This window comes from Bartonella vinsonii subsp. vinsonii (genome assembly GCF_902825235.1).
Classification (GTDB): Bacteria; Pseudomonadota; Alphaproteobacteria; order Rhizobiales; family Rhizobiaceae; genus Bartonella; species Bartonella vinsonii.
The window spans coordinates 479,056-493,561 of the sequence record NZ_CADEAJ010000001.1 but is presented as its reverse complement, the minus strand read 5'-3'; the positions used below and the strand labels follow the sequence as shown (position 1 = coordinate 493,561).

Sequence of the window (14,506 nt, the reverse complement as noted above, 5' to 3'; positions counted from 1 at the left end):
CCCATGCAGCTTGCTTGTTTTGCGCGATCATATCACTATAACCGCCAGCGTATAAAACCCAATGACCATCCCCTTGAGGCGCCAACATATGCGTTACAGTTCGATCTAAGAAATCCCTGTCATGGCTCACCAACAATACTGTTCCAGCAAAATCGGCGATAAATTCTTGTAACAAATCTAATGTTTCCATATCCAAATCATTGGTTGGTTCATCAAGAATCAAAAAGTTTGCTGGACGTGAAAGAAGGCGCGCAAGCATGAGGCGGGCTCTTTCTCCCCCTGAAAATTCTTTGAGAGGTGTCCGCGCTTGTTCGGGTAGAAACAAAAAGTCTTTCATATAAGAAACGACATGGCGTTCTTGCCCATTGATCAAAAGAGTATCGCCTCTCCCACCGGTGAGATACTGCGCTAATGTTTCTTCTTCATTTAAAATGCGCTGTTGATCAAGCAGTGCCATGGAAAGATTATATCCATGCTTCACCGTTCCACTATCGACCGCTTCCTTACCAATCAGAGTAGAAAGCAATGTTGTCTTTCCAATTCCATTGGGACCAACCAAACCGATTCGGTCTCCACGCTGAACACGCAAAGAGAAATCTTTCACAAGAGTGCGATCACCATAAGATTTTGAAATACGCTTTGCTTCGAGCACCAATTGACCAGAATGATGACTTTTAGCCGCTGTGAAAAGTGCACTTCCCGGTTGCCCTTTATAGGTTTGGTGAGTCTGTCTCAGTTCTTTTAACTCTCCCAAACGCCGTACATTCCGTTTACGCCGAGCCGTCACTCCATAGCGCAACCATTGCTCCTCACGCACAATTTGGCGCCCCAATTTATGTTGCTCTAGCGCTTCCTCTTCAAGTGCTTTATCACGCCAATTCTCAAACTGCGAAAAACGCATTTCCAATCTTTTTGTCACACCGCGATCAAGCCAGAGCGTTGAACGTGTGACATTTTCTAAAAAGCGCCTGTCATGGGAAATCACCACAACAGCTGAACGCAAAGCACCTAAAGCGCCTTCAAGCCATTCAATAGTTGGTAAATCAAGATGATTGGTTGGTTCGTCTAAGAGAAGAATATCTGGTTTGGCAGCAAGAGCGCGTAACAAAGAAACACGCCGCTTTTCCCCACCAGAAAGCGTTGCCAATTTTTCGGTTCCTGAAAAACCAAGATTTGTGCGAAGGGTATTCACCCACTGTACATCAGGCGTATTGCCCAGACCAGCTTCCACAAAGGCATGAACATCTTCAAAGCCTGAACAATCAGGATTTTGCGAGACATAACATACAGTAACGCGAGGGTGGCGAAAAATTTCACCACCATTAGGCTCTCTTATTCCCGCGGCAATTTTTAACAGCGTTGATTTCCCACAACCATTACGGCCAACCAGCGCGATACGCGCCCCTTGCTCAACCGATAAGCAAGCTTGGTTGAGCAAAGGAGTCGTTCCAAAGGTTAGGAAAATGCGGTCAAGCCGCAGCAGCGGCACCACCATTAACGCCCATGACGACGACAAGGCGCCTTATACATCACACCTCTTCCATCATGATAAACGCACAAACGCGGTGTATGGGATTTATGGGGCGTGCGTACTCTTTGAGTACAAGGCGCTTGATAAACATGTCCCCTATAATCACGATATGCGCACAGTGTTGACTGCTGAATAGCCATCTGTCTTTGCTGTTTTCTCTGATTAGCAGCAACACCTGTTACTGTTCCAGCCAAAGCACCAAATGCTGCACCGGTCAAAGCTGCTTCCGGTGTACTTCCAGCAATTGCTGTTCCTGCCAAAGCGCCTATTGCTGCTCCCCCAACACCGTAACGCGCGACTCTTTCATCAGTTGTCGTACATGCCACCGTACTTAAACCAATAGCAGAAACAACTGCTACTTTCAAAATTGATTTCAACATATGAAAACCTTTCCTTCTCAAGATCAATACATAAATATATTCTATACCGGCACTTCCTCACTATGCCCCCCTCTGCCTTATTCAAATATACCGGAAGAGCTTCATGGAATAGGTACAGACGCCAACAATATAGCTTTTCCAGAACCTAAATGGCAAGAAAAGGTTCCACAAATCCGATTAGAAAGTGTTAAAGATGACCCAAAAGACACATTCTTACCACAAAGCGGCCATTTCACCCCTGTGAGCGTTAATTCTCGTAAGTCAGAAAAACCGATAATACTAAACAAACACCCCTCAGGCAAATCACCTGAAAAAGGCTTTGGCAACAGCGGCCATCCCTCTTCAAGACCACTGGTCAATAATACTGAAATACCCTTTTCTTCCATCATCACAGCTTGTGTCATATGGGAAAGGCTATGATCACTTCTTTCCCCTCCCAAAGCCCCACACAAAATAAGCTTTTGGGCACCATTTCGCAGAGCTCTCTCACATGCCAAAGCACAATCCGTCATATCTTTATCAGAGGGAAAAACCTCACAGGGAACATGACGATATTTGTCTCTTAAAGCCTGATCAGACGAATCAAAATCCCCCAACCACAACTCAGGCATCACATTCAGCGCTGCAGCATGACGCATTCCACCATCAGCAGCAATCACACGACTGTCGCGAATTTGATTGCGCAAACGATCCGTGACACAAACATCTCCATTTAACAATATTGTAAATGTTGTCATGCCATACTCTGCCTTTCGTACTGTTTCCCTTTATTATAAAAATAGCCGTTTTTTATAGACAATAACCGTGATATAGGCAAAAGAATCCTTTTCAAAAGCTTCTTTATTGTAAAATAACACATCCTAAAGACACCAATGAACGTCACCACAATACACGCAGAAAATAAGAGGCAAAATAGTCAAAGACACCAGATCTTTCGACACTCCATTCTTCAACGCGCTTTTTCTTTTCGCCCCAAAATCTATAAAGCAACTCTCCTAAGCTTCATGCTTCTCCTTTCTGCTTGTCATACACATCTTTCCCATAACAATACGCTTTCTTCTTTAGATTCTTCTGAAACAATTAAACGTACCAGCAACAACAATACTTATGTCACATTAAGCACGATACAACACCGGCGTATTTTGCAACTCTATGGCGGAGCCTATTATGATGCAAAACTTGATCGCTTATTAGCAAAGATTGTGCAAAAACTCACTGCTGTGTCACACAATTCTCAGCAAAACTATTCTGTAACAATTTTAAACTCCGAAGGTGTCAATGCCTTTGCGCTTCCAGGAGGCTTTATTTACATCACACGTGGTATGCTGGCATTAGCTAATGATTCTTCAGAAGTTGCAGCCATTTTAGCCCATGAAATAGCTCATATTACCGCAAAACATGGTATTTTACGCCTACAAAAAGCAGCCGAATTGAAGAGAGCAAATCACACATCACCGCGGCTTTTCTCTCACGCAGAAAAAAAATCGCCTATTGAACACAAGCAACAAATTGCGCAATTTTCACGCAATCAGGAATTACAAGCCGATTCACTTGCACTCGATATGCTTAAACAAGCAGGATATGATCCCTTTGCATCCCCGCGTTTTCTCCAAACAATGGAAACATATAGAGTTTTTCGTAATATCGCAGGCACCCCAAATGCCTCATTAGACTTTCTAGCAACCCATCCAACCACCCCACAACGGATTCGCCTTGCAATAAAAAAAGCACGCAAAATCAGTACAGCTCCCATGGAAACCACTGATCGTGATTCTTTTCTGAAAAACCTTGATGGTATGATTTTTGGCGGCAGTTTTCATACGGGCTTTGTGCGTGCAAACCAATTTATTCACCCGCAATTGCGCATCACTTTTTCCGTTCCAAACAATTTTATAATAGAAAATTCAGTGCACACAGCTTGGGCAAGTGGACCAGATAAAATTGCCATTCGTTTTGATGCCCTCTCACGTCCCATTAAAATGTCTGCATGTGATTATCTGAAAAGTGGATGGATTGCAGGACTAGATGAATCATCTGTCCAACCAATCACCATTCAAGGATTCCCTGGAGCTCACGCCCGTGCCACCAATGAACAGTGGCAATTTGATGTCACTGTTATTCTCCGCAACAATCGCGTGTTTCGTTTTTTGACAGCTGCTCCGCATAATTCTCAAAACTTTAAAGAGGTTGTTGAAAAAACAGTACAAAGTTTTCATTTCCTTTCCTCATCACAGTTAAAAAAACTGAAACCCTTAAAGATCCGTATTGTACGCGTTAAACAGGGAGAATCTGTTGCAAACCTTGCAAATCAAATGCACACTACAGCAGATAAAGAAAAATTCTTTCGCATTCTCAATGCTCTTTCCCCCACCCAAACTTTACGGATAGGGTCAAATGTTAAAATTATCACAGAGTAGCTTCACCTTTCTTCATGATTTTCTGCACTCTTGATTCCCTCCTCCCCCCTTATCCCTTGGCTCGGTGAGACATCTTCTACAAAAATCTGCTTAACCTTTAAAACCAGTTTCACTCGTGCACTTTTCCTCCCCCTAATATTCCATACCCAATCCAGATTTTCTCGAGAAACTCTCAAGCATTTACACATCATAAGCATCTGCTGGATTGACGGTAAGCAAGGCGGAGCGTAACTTTTGCAAAGCCCGTGCTTCAATTTGGCGCACCCGCTCTTTTGAGATTCCCAACTTCTCACCCAAAACTTCTAAGGTGGCTCCCTCTTCATTCAAACGACGGAACCGAATAATTTCAAGCTCGCGTTCATTAAGAATTTGCAATGCATCGTAAAGCCATTGTGTGCGCCGTTGACCATCAATCACTTGCTCAATTAACGCATCAGGAAGAGGACTATCATCCACAAGAGCATCCATTTTAGCAACGGGATTATCGCTGTTTTCAGAAACAGAAACACTCAAAGAATTATCAGAACTCGAAAAACGAAAATCCATGGTTTCAACATCACGCACGGAAACACCAAGTTTTTCAGCGATTGTGCGAAAGATATCTTGTTTTGAAAGAGCACTATCATCCTGCACCAATTTGGCCCGCAAACGCCGAAGATTAAAGAAAAGTGCTTTTTGCGAAGAACTGGTTCCTCCTCGAACAATAGACCAATTTCGTAAAATATAATCTTGAATAGAAGCGCGTATCCACCATGTTGCATAAGTCGAAAAACGCACCTCCCTATCAGGCTCGAAACGCGCAGCAGCTTCTAGCAGGCCCACATACCCCTCTTGCACCAGATCCCCCAATGGCATTTTGAAACGTTTAAAACGGTTAGCAATCGCAATGACCAAACGCATATGCGCTGCTGCAATTTGATGCATAGCTTCATCATCACGTTTGTCTTTCCATCGCAGAGCCAAATCATGTTCTTTTTCTCGTTCAAGATAAGGCGCTTGCATAGCGGAACGCATCATATTACGTCCCAAGCTTTTGTCTGCGTCGCTATAATTTTTGCTGCTTTTATAAACAGCATTTGAAAGATTACCCATAATAACCCCTTGCGATTAAAAATATCAAAATTGATTTGGTAACGACATCATTATTCTTTCTCAAAAAGAACGTAAAAGTTGCTTGCTTGCATTTGCCACTACTTTAACGTGTAAATTTATAATCGCAATTGTTTTTTTATGGTAATTGTAAAACTTCTTGTTAAAAGACACCGATTCATGAACAAAAAACACTCTGCTCTATGTCCCTCACCGGTAAGAAATGCGCGAGTGTACAAAAACAACATTCCTTAAATAAAATGATCAGCCGAACCAAAGACTGTTTTTTTACATTTCGACTCATCTTGCCTTTTTCATGAAGGAATCATTTTACGCTTACAGCATGGCAATACAATCAACAGGTGTGATGCGTATAAAGCATACCGAATGAATGAAACATGAATGAAAAAGGAAATAGCGCAAATTAAAGCATCAAAAAACGACAAGAATGATTGAAGCAAACGTAACAAACGTGTTAAAGGAGCAACACAATGATAGGATTGTAAAGAATAAGCTTTTTACCAGTGTGTTGCACTGAGAAAGAAATTGATCATGGATAGCAAGATTGTTCCACAGAATGATATTCTTATTGAAAAAAATGGAAATGGTAAGTTTGAAGGTTTTCGTTTTTATGCTAACAAAAACCAGACCGATCAAACCACTGAGAGACAAAATTCAGCCGATAATGAAAATTTAGTTCTTGCTTTTTCTAAACGTGCAGCGCGTTTTTGTGCTTCTGCTAATGGAGATTTTACACTCAGTTCTGATGGAATTGTGCGCTGGATTGGTCAACCTGTAGGGCAACTTGTTGCAACGGAAGATTTTTTAAAACCCAAACTCATTGTTTTAGCAGATACGCAATTAATGGGAGAAGCGCGGGATAATGTGATAAAACGGTTAGAGCGTTTTGTTACTTTTCATTTTGAAACGGCTTTAAAGCCGCTATTTGATTTGCGCAATGCCGATAGCTTGACGGATTCAACAAGCGGTCTTGCCTTACAACTTGTCAACGCTTTAGGAATATTACCACGTCGAGAAGTTGCCACCGTTGTAAAAAATCTTGACCAAGAATCGCGTGCAGTTCTGCGGCAACTTGGGGTTCGTTTTGGCGCTTTTCACGTCTATGTTGCAGCAATACTTAAACCCGCTCCTGTCCAAGCAATTACGCTGTTGTGGAGCCTTCAAAATGAGGGGCATGATCAAACGGGTATGGGTGAAATTTTTTCCGCGTTAGCTGCTGGACGCACTTCCCTAGCTGTGGATCCTACCTATAATCGCCAATTTTATCAATTAGCCGGTTATCGAATCTTAGGGCAACGTGCTGTACGCATTGATATTTTAGAACGCCTTGCCAACCTGATACGCCCCACGCTTCATTGGAAACAAGGGAGTGAACCAAAGCCCGATGGCGCCTATGATGGCAAAAGTTTTTTTGTCACATCCGCAATGATGTCCATTCTTGGGGCCAATGGAACCGATATGGAAGAAATTCTTAAAGGGCTTGGCTATCAATCGCAACCCATAAGCAATACTGTTTTTGAACAACATCTTCTTGCACAGCAAAGCTCTGCTCATACAAGGATGCGTACACAACATATTCCAGCAGCAGAATGTGTTGGTGATCAATGGCAAACGATGAAAGCCTCAAAAACAGCAGGAGAGGAAGAAACTTCGTCTCCTTGTGTTAAAACACAGCAAGGGAGCACAAATTGCTTACCGGCGGCTGAACCTGTTGGTGATTTTGCCAAACAAAAACGCACTACAGCAGAAGAGAAAGTTATTTTATTGTGGCGTTATCATCCTCAATTTCACCACTCTGCACACAAAAAACGTGATAAATCGGGGCACAGGGGACAAAACAAACCGAAAAAGGCTTTCAAAAAAGGGGGAAACGCAAATGAAACCACCCCTCAAGAAAACGTATCACACGGGAAACACTCTTATAAGTCTCATAAACCCCTTACCAAGCGTGCCAATCATAAATCCTTTCAAAAAGAAAAACGCCCTAATCCTGATTCTCCTTTTGCAAAATTAGCTGCGCTACGCGATCAACTCACGAAGGATAAAGACCCCCATACAGTTTCTTCTAAAGATCATTAAAAAAGATGGAGTTCGATCTTGGCCTATGTAGTAACCGACAACTGCATTCATTGCAAATATACAGATTGCGTTGAAGTTTGCCCTGTTGATTGTTTTTATGAAGGCGAAAATATGCTTGTCATTCATCCCGATGAATGTATCGATTGCGGTGTCTGCGAGCCAGAATGCCCAGCGGAAGCTATTAAACCTGATACAGAACCAGGTCTAGAGAAATGGTTAGAGCTTAATCTTCATTATGCGAACAAATGGCCTAACTTAACCACCCGAAAAGATCCTCTTCCTCAAGCAAAAGAAATGGATGGCGTTGCCAATAAATTAGAAAAGTATTTTTCAGAAAATCCAGGAAGTAGCGAATAACTCTATAAGCCCTCTTCTGCTCCCCCAAAAAGTTGAGAACATTCTTTTTTAAAAAGAAAAATTCTTAAGCGAAATGATTGATTCTTTTAAAGTTTGGTGTTAATATTATTTTAACATGGTCATCTTTCTAAGTATTGTTTTTTGCTTTATTTTTATAAAGCAATTTATTTTTGTTGGATTTAAAAGTACTCAGCTTTTATGCTCATTCAATTAGTATAATATACTTGGTTAAAGAGCACTCAACCCTCAGGTTTATAGCCTGTTTTCCGGTACATTTATTGGTCATAAAGGGAGTAAACTAAGATATGGCATCCCAGCACGGAACGTCCTCCAATGCTAAAGGATTTGCAACCTCTGAATATATCGTCTACCCTAGCCATGGAGTAGGCCAGATTATTGCGATTGAAGATCAAGAAGTTGCAGGACATAAATTAAAACTCTTTGTCATTCATTTTGCAAAAGATAAAATGGACGTCAAAGTGCCCATTGCTAAAGCCATTTCCGTTGGAATGCGCAAACTATCCGCTGGTGATTCCGTTGAACGCGCCTTAAAAATCTTACACGGAAAAGCACGCGTTAAACGAACCATGTGGTCACGCCGTGCGCAAGAATATGATGCGAAAATCAATTCGGGAGATCTTATTTGTATCGCTGAAGTGGTGCGTGATCTTTTTCGCTCGAACGTGCAGCCTGAACAATCTTATTCTGAGCGTCAACTTTATACCGCCGCACTTGAGCGGATGGCGCGTGAAATAGCTGTTATTAATAATCTTTCTGAAACAGAAGCTATCAATCTTATAGAGATGCATCTCTCAAACAAACCAAAGCATGAATTTAAATCTGAGAGAGATGAAAAAAATGCAAACGGTAATGTTTATGCTGCATAATCATTAGACTAAGATATTTTTATCACAACAAAACCGGCGCTCTGCTGGTTTTGTTTTATAATTCATGCATTTTTCGTGACAAAAGAAGTTAGAAGCCTGCCAAATGTTGTTATTCAACACTCTATTATTGGTGGAATGAGCGTGATATAATTGGCATCACAGCCTTATATCTCATGGTAAAATTTGATATTCCGATTGCCCTTTTGGAACTCTCAATGCATATGCGTGATTGAGGAAAATACTTGTCCGGAGCCGAATTCCTCGAGGGAGAAGCTTTTACCACACTCTCTCAGCATACGCCATAGCGCACAAAAATCCTTCAAGTCATTTATCAGGCAATAAAAAGGAGCTCTCTAACAGGCGAGAAGAGAAAGAAGCCATAAAATCCATCGCATGACCAAAAGGGAAAACTTTCTTTTCAAATCCCCATTGAAAAGAATATCGAACAGCATACTCTGTTTATGCATATAACTTATTTGTGGAATCAAATAAATCTTACCACTGATAGAGAGAAGAATTTCAATCTTTAGCAGGTAAAACCTGACGCCCGCGATACATCCCAGTTTTCAAATCGATATGATGGGGACGACGCAGTTCACCAGAATTTTTATCCTCGATATAAGTCGGCGCCTTAAGGGCATCAGCCGAACGGCGCATACCTCGCTTTGATGGAGAGGTTTTTCGTTTAGGTACAGCCATAAAGAGACACTCCAAATCCACTAAAAAAGAACAGGCAGTATCAAAAATGATACAGCCTTTCCATAACATCAGAAAATCTAGCAGTCTTATACACTGATAAGAAAGAAGAGGCAATGTCAAAATGACAGCACCTTCATGAAAAAAGATACAAACATGATAAAGTTACGCTCAAAATTGACCATTTTACACCTTGATGAAAAGCTTTTAATGAGATTTTCACGTCATTTTTTATTTGGCTTTAAGACAGCACCCGCATACAGTATGCCTTAAAGATCAAAAAAGAAATTGATTTTTTAATAAAAAAACGACGCAGATTGTTTAAAAGAAGAAAAAACGACACTTTTCTCTTTTTACTTCAGTTTGCAAAAATAAAGGAAGCAAGAATGCACGAATTTACCACCCTTCTTGCACAACATGGTCGTAGCATTGAAAAGCGACTTGATGCGTTATTAAGCAACAAAATCGAAAATGGTGAAATTGCCCGTCCTGAAATCCTCCTCAAAGCCATGCGCTATGGTGTCTTAAATGGTGGAAAACGCTTGCGTCCTTTTTTGGTCATTCAAAGTGGAGCACTTTTTGATATCCCTCCTGAACACTCTCTTGATGTTGCATGTGCCTTAGAATGTGTACACTGTTACTCGCTCATTCATGATGATCTCCCAGCCATGGATAATGACACACTTCGGCGTGGACAACCCACCGTCCACAAAGCATTTGATGAAGCAACAGCAATTCTAGCGGGCAATGCTCTTTTGACATTTGCCTTTGAAATCATTTCCCATAAAGCCTTTGCACTCTCCTTTGAAACGAGAATAAAACTGATGACAGTTCTTGCACAATCCGCAGGACTTGGCGGTATGATAGGCGGCCAAATGCTTGACCTTGAAGCAGAAAAAACATCGCAAGAGAGCACCAATATTATGACTCTCCAACGCATGAAAACAGCCGCCCTTATAAGCTTTGCCTGCCAAGCAGGAGCAATCATCGGCAATGCGCCTCAAGAATTAACGGAAAAACTTGCTGCTTTTGGAACATATCTTGGTTTAGCCTTTCAATTAACAGATGATCTTCTGGATGTGACCGCCAGCAGTGAAGTTTTAGGCAAAACTGCTGGTAAAGATGAAACAGCTCAAAAAGCTACCTTTGTTCGTCTTTATGGCATTCAAGAAACGCAAAAAAAACGAGACGAACTGATTGCTAAAGCAGAATCATTGCTACGCCCATTTGGTGAAAAAGCAAAACCACTCCAACAAGCAGCCCATTTTAGTGCAACGCGCAAAAATTAACAGCTCCCTGTTTTACCAACAGCAAAACACCAGAAGATAGCTCTGCAAAACAAAAGCTGTTCTCTGTGTCAATTCACGCACTTTTTAAGAAACATTTCTCAAGTTTAATAAACCTTTCTCAAGGCACAAAAGTCTATATCACGATAGAATCTATGAAGGGTATAACCGTAAAACCATTGAGCACCACCATCTTCCCTTTGTGAAGAAACAAACTGGTCTCCATTATTTTATTTGCTAGTTCTCAATGTTACAGCATCCCTCTCATGAGCCTTCATGAAAAACATTCTACTTCCTTTTCAGTGTCTTATCTTCCATAAAAACTCCGTTTATGGCGTGCAATCAAGTAATTTTAAAGGATTCAAGATAAGACAATCTTCGTCTATTTGGCGTTATTATTCACGTTGAAAAACAAGGAATTCTCATGATAAATCAACGGGATGTCCATGATAAACAGCAGTTTTGTTTCACTCTTTTCCAAAGCGTTTATGAATATAGTCACTTAAAAGAGATTCAAATTCCTCAGCAATATGATTGCCACGCAAAGTCTTTACCTTTTGGCCCTCAATAAAAACAGGTGCCGCTGGACTTTCTCCCATTCCAGGCAATGAAATTCCAATATCGGCATGTTTTGATTCTCCCGGTCCATTTACGATACATCCCATCACTGCAACCTTTAAACTTTCAACCCCAGGGTATTTTTCACGCCAGAGGGGCATATTTTTGTATAAATCCGCTTCAATTTTTTGTGCCAATTGCTGAAACACTGTGGAGGTCGTACGACCACATCCAGGACAAGCGGCCACAACAGGCAAAAATTGCCGAAACCCCATCACTTGCAAAAGTTCTTGCCCCACCCTCACTTCTCGTGTCCGATCTCCACCGGGTTCAGGTGTTAATGAAATACGAATTGTATCGCCAATTCCTTGCTGTAACAAAATCCCCAAAGCTACGGAAGAAGCAACCACCCCCTTTGTTCCCATCCCTGCTTCTGTCAATCCCAAATGGAGCGCATAATCACAACGCTCTGCTAAAGAGCAGTAAACAGCAATGAGATCTTGAACATCACTCACTTTGGCAGAAAGAATAATGCGATCACGTCCCAAACCCAACTCTTCAGCGAAAGCAGCCGAAAGCAAAGCCGATTGAACAACAGTTTCCCGCATAACCTCAACAACAGATAAGGGATTTTCCTGTTGTGCATTTTCATCCATAAGCCGTGTCAATAATACATTATCAAGAGAACCCCAATTCACACCAATACGAATAGGTTTTCGATACCGACAAGCAATTTCGATAATTTCCGCAAATTGCCGATCCTTTTTCACACCAAAACCAACATTTCCAGGATTAATGCGATATTTTGCAAGCGCTTCAGCGCAAGAAGGATGATCTGATAATAGCTTATGACCAATATAATGAAAGTCCCCCACCAATGGCACAAAAAAGCCTAACCGCTCCAATCGTTCTCGTATTTTTGGCACAGCAGCAGCAGCTTCATCACGATCAACGGTAATCCGAACCAATTGCGAACCTGCTTGCCAAAGGGCAGCAACTTGCGCAACAGTTGCATCAACATCAGCAGTATCAGTATTTGTCATTGACTGCACAACTATGGGGCTCAAACCACCAACCATCACATCACCAACTGCAACCGCAACAGATCGGCGGCGCTCAAGAGGTTTAGAGAAAGAATAGGTTGTGCTCATCAAATCCTCAAATTTTCAAAAACAGCGCTCTTGATCATCATTATGGCAACGCCTGCCATAGTACAATTTTAAAAAGGAATAAAAGAAAATTGCCACATCGTACCAAAACTTCCACCTGCTCTCACATGCCAACAAGCAATGCAATCAATGCAACCTTTCCATCATCAAGCCGTTATACAAAAACCCTGAATATCATTTCAACTGTCGTAAAACACTATAAAATATAAAGGAGTCAACAGATGTGTCTATTTTCGACCCACTCCAAAAATGCTAAAATTAAAAAACGCATTGCACAATTAAAAAATGAACTGAGCTCCACGAGCCCATGGCATTCCAACAACAGCAGCTTTGAGACCATCTCTGATACGCTTGACACATGGAAACAAAAAGGCCAGCATGCACTTTACCACCTTAATGAACATGCGACACAATGGAAGAAAAAAGCCAAAGAAAATCCTAAAAAAACCATTGCATTAGCCGCAAGCATCGTTTTAGCAAGCTTCTTGCTGATGCGCAAAAATTAACAACACAACCCCAACAACCAGCCTCTTAATGATCGTCCCAGCCCTTTAATGCTTCTTTGAGTCGGGCATTTTTCTATAGCTTCAACAAAAGGTGACAAAACACCATCATCATTTTGTCTAAAATAGATCTCCTTCTCATTCTAAAAAATGAGAATATTTTAAGACCAATCTGATGATCGATTGGTCTCTCCTCGTGGATTCCACAACGCCCTTGAGTGAATTCACTTCACAGGCACATAAGACAAATTCAGTCCTTACCTCTTCTCTTCAACTTTACAGTTCTGCACAACGTTGAGACAAAAAAACACTGCCTCTTTAAGATGCATGAATATGCCTCTAAAGATCCTAAAGGACAATATTTTACAGCACAGCATATAAGAATTTAAAGAGATGAAGCATAACATACCAAACAAAATCTTCTAAAGTGAATGCCCACTTACTATAATTAAAAGGGATAAAAATCAAAGTTAAAAAGCCCAAAATCTTAACCTCCAGAAGCGCGTTGTGAAGTATCCACATAGGTGACGACAGACATTCCAGGGATGAGTTTTTCAATCCCCTCTTGTCCAGGATCTAAAGCAATATGCACCGAAATACGTTGCGCAATTTTAATAAAATTTCCAATTGTTGTATCTGTTTTTAAGAGGGAAAATTCTGAACCTGTTGCGGGTGCAAAACGAACCACACGCCCTGTTAATTTTTTATTGTCCAGTGCATCAACAGAGAAAATAACCGGTTGCCCCACACGCATTTGAGAAAGCTGTGTTTCCTTATAATTGGCGATAACCCAAACATCATTAGAAATGACCGACACCAATTGCGTACCAGGCAAAACATATTGTCCTACCCGCGCACCAACCAATCCAACAGTTCCTGTTCTAGGAGATAAAATCTTCGTATGCTCCAAATTGAGCTTAGCCAATTCAACACCAACTTTTGCTTCTGCAACCTCTGACTCTAAATTTTTCCGTTCAAGATCTAATTGTTTTTGCAATTGCCGTTTTGTTTCAAGTGCTGCCAACAATTGGGAAAGAGGACGAGAAACGGCATTGCTAGCATCACCAAAACCGAGTTTCTTGCTTTCAGGAAGAACATTGGTAAATGCACGCGATCGCGCCAATTCTGCTTCTGCTGTATTAATTTCCCCTTGCAAAAGCTTATCCTGAAAGACAACACTTTCAAGTTTTGCATTTTTTGCATCCAGAACAGCCTGTGCCCTTGCAAGTTGTTGACGAAAAAGAGAATCATCGAGTTCAAAGAGAAGCATTCCCTTTTCAACGCGTTGATAATCTTGCACATAAATCCGTGAAATCACTCCAGAGGTCCGTGAACTCACTAAGATCACATTCCCCTTAATGGAAGCATTATCGGTCATTTGAATGGTGCTAACAAAAGGAGGAAGTTTCCAAGCCCATAAAATTAATAAAACACCAATAACCCCAGAGAAGAATGCAATAAGCGTCGCTTTTGACCGTAGTAATTTTATCATTTTTTGCATCCCTCTCTTTTATGATATTACCCTACCATGGG

The 14,506-nt window shown here is 41.3% G+C and carries 13 protein-coding genes; 6 read left to right on the top strand and 7 right to left on the bottom strand.

Features of this window, described 5'->3' with window-relative positions; genetic code table 11:
• The 3 genes from J7R12_RS02040 to J7R12_RS02030 all read right to left on the bottom strand — a co-directional run.
• On the bottom strand, nt 1-1,495 hold a 1,495-nt coding region (locus J7R12_RS02040), incomplete at its 3' end, for an ABC-F family ATP-binding cassette domain-containing protein (protein WP_208439029.1).
• Complete coding sequence (locus tag J7R12_RS02035) at nt 1,495-1,911, bottom strand: hypothetical protein (RefSeq protein WP_126601883.1); 417 nt, start codon at nt 1,909-1,911, stop codon at nt 1,495-1,497. The genes J7R12_RS02035 and J7R12_RS02040, both read right to left, overlap by 1 nt.
• A gap of 101 nt (nt 1,912-2,012) precedes the next feature.
• On the bottom strand, nt 2,013-2,648 hold the full coding sequence (locus tag J7R12_RS02030; protein ID WP_126601885.1) for a thiamine diphosphokinase: 636 nt from the start codon (nt 2,646-2,648) through the stop codon (nt 2,013-2,015).
• Nucleotides 2,649-2,783: 135 nt separating this feature from the next.
• On the opposite strand from J7R12_RS02030, the gene J7R12_RS02025 reads away from it, so the two are divergent.
• Nucleotides 2,784-4,328: a M48 family metalloprotease gene (locus tag J7R12_RS02025; RefSeq protein ID WP_126601887.1), complete on the top strand. Its 1,545-nt coding sequence runs from the start codon at nt 2,784-2,786 to the stop codon at nt 4,326-4,328.
• Nucleotides 4,329-4,508: 180 nt separating this feature from the next.
• Here J7R12_RS02025 and J7R12_RS02020 read toward each other — a convergent pair whose 3' ends face one another.
• On the bottom strand, nt 4,509-5,420 hold the full coding sequence (locus J7R12_RS02020) for an RNA polymerase factor sigma-32 (RefSeq protein WP_126601889.1): 912 nt from the start codon (nt 5,418-5,420) through the stop codon (nt 4,509-4,511).
• Between the two features lie 549 nt (nt 5,421-5,969).
• Between J7R12_RS02020 and J7R12_RS02015 the strand changes: the two genes are divergently transcribed.
• The 3 genes from J7R12_RS02015 (at nt 5,970) to J7R12_RS02005 (ending at nt 8,761) form a co-directional block, all read left to right on the top strand.
• Nucleotides 5,970-7,517 carry a hypothetical protein gene (locus J7R12_RS02015; protein WP_126601891.1) on the top strand — a complete coding sequence of 516 codons (1,548 nt, stop codon included), beginning with the start codon at nt 5,970-5,972 and terminating at the stop codon, nt 7,515-7,517.
• A gap of 18 nt (nt 7,518-7,535) precedes the next feature.
• Nucleotides 7,536-7,874, top strand: a complete 339-nt coding sequence (fdxA, locus tag J7R12_RS02010; protein WP_126601893.1) for a ferredoxin FdxA — start codon at nt 7,536-7,538, stop codon at nt 7,872-7,874.
• A 305-nt stretch (nt 7,875-8,179) separates the two neighbouring features.
• Nucleotides 8,180-8,761 (top strand): CarD family transcriptional regulator, encoded by a 582-nt coding sequence (locus tag J7R12_RS02005; RefSeq protein ID WP_126601895.1) that lies wholly within the window; start codon nt 8,180-8,182, stop codon nt 8,759-8,761.
• Nucleotides 8,762-9,280: 519 nt separating this feature from the next.
• Here the strand turns inward: J7R12_RS02005 and rpmF are convergent.
• Complete coding sequence (rpmF, locus tag J7R12_RS02000; protein ID WP_126601897.1) at nt 9,281-9,460, bottom strand: 50S ribosomal protein L32; 180 nt, start codon at nt 9,458-9,460, stop codon at nt 9,281-9,283.
• Between the two features lie 383 nt (nt 9,461-9,843).
• On the opposite strand from rpmF, the gene J7R12_RS01995 reads away from it, so the two are divergent.
• Nucleotides 9,844-10,746, top strand: a complete 903-nt coding sequence (locus tag J7R12_RS01995; protein WP_126601899.1) for a polyprenyl synthetase family protein — start codon at nt 9,844-9,846, stop codon at nt 10,744-10,746.
• A gap of 464 nt (nt 10,747-11,210) precedes the next feature.
• Here the strand turns inward: J7R12_RS01995 and ispG are convergent, their stop codons facing one another.
• Nucleotides 11,211-12,452, bottom strand: a complete 1,242-nt coding sequence (gene ispG, locus J7R12_RS01990; RefSeq protein WP_126601901.1) for a flavodoxin-dependent (E)-4-hydroxy-3-methylbut-2-enyl-diphosphate synthase — start codon at nt 12,450-12,452, stop codon at nt 11,211-11,213.
• A gap of 239 nt (nt 12,453-12,691) precedes the next feature.
• On the opposite strand from ispG, the gene J7R12_RS01985 reads away from it, so the two are divergent.
• A complete protein-coding gene (locus J7R12_RS01985) occupies nt 12,692-12,976 on the top strand; it encodes a hypothetical protein (protein ID WP_126601903.1) in 285 nt (94 codons plus the stop codon).
• A gap of 484 nt (nt 12,977-13,460) precedes the next feature.
• On the opposite strand, the gene J7R12_RS01980 is transcribed toward J7R12_RS01985, so the two are convergent.
• Entirely contained in the window at nt 13,461-14,465 is a 1,005-nt protein-coding gene (locus tag J7R12_RS01980; RefSeq protein ID WP_126601905.1) for an HlyD family secretion protein, read from the bottom strand.
• Nucleotides 14,466-14,506 lie beyond the last annotated feature (41 nt).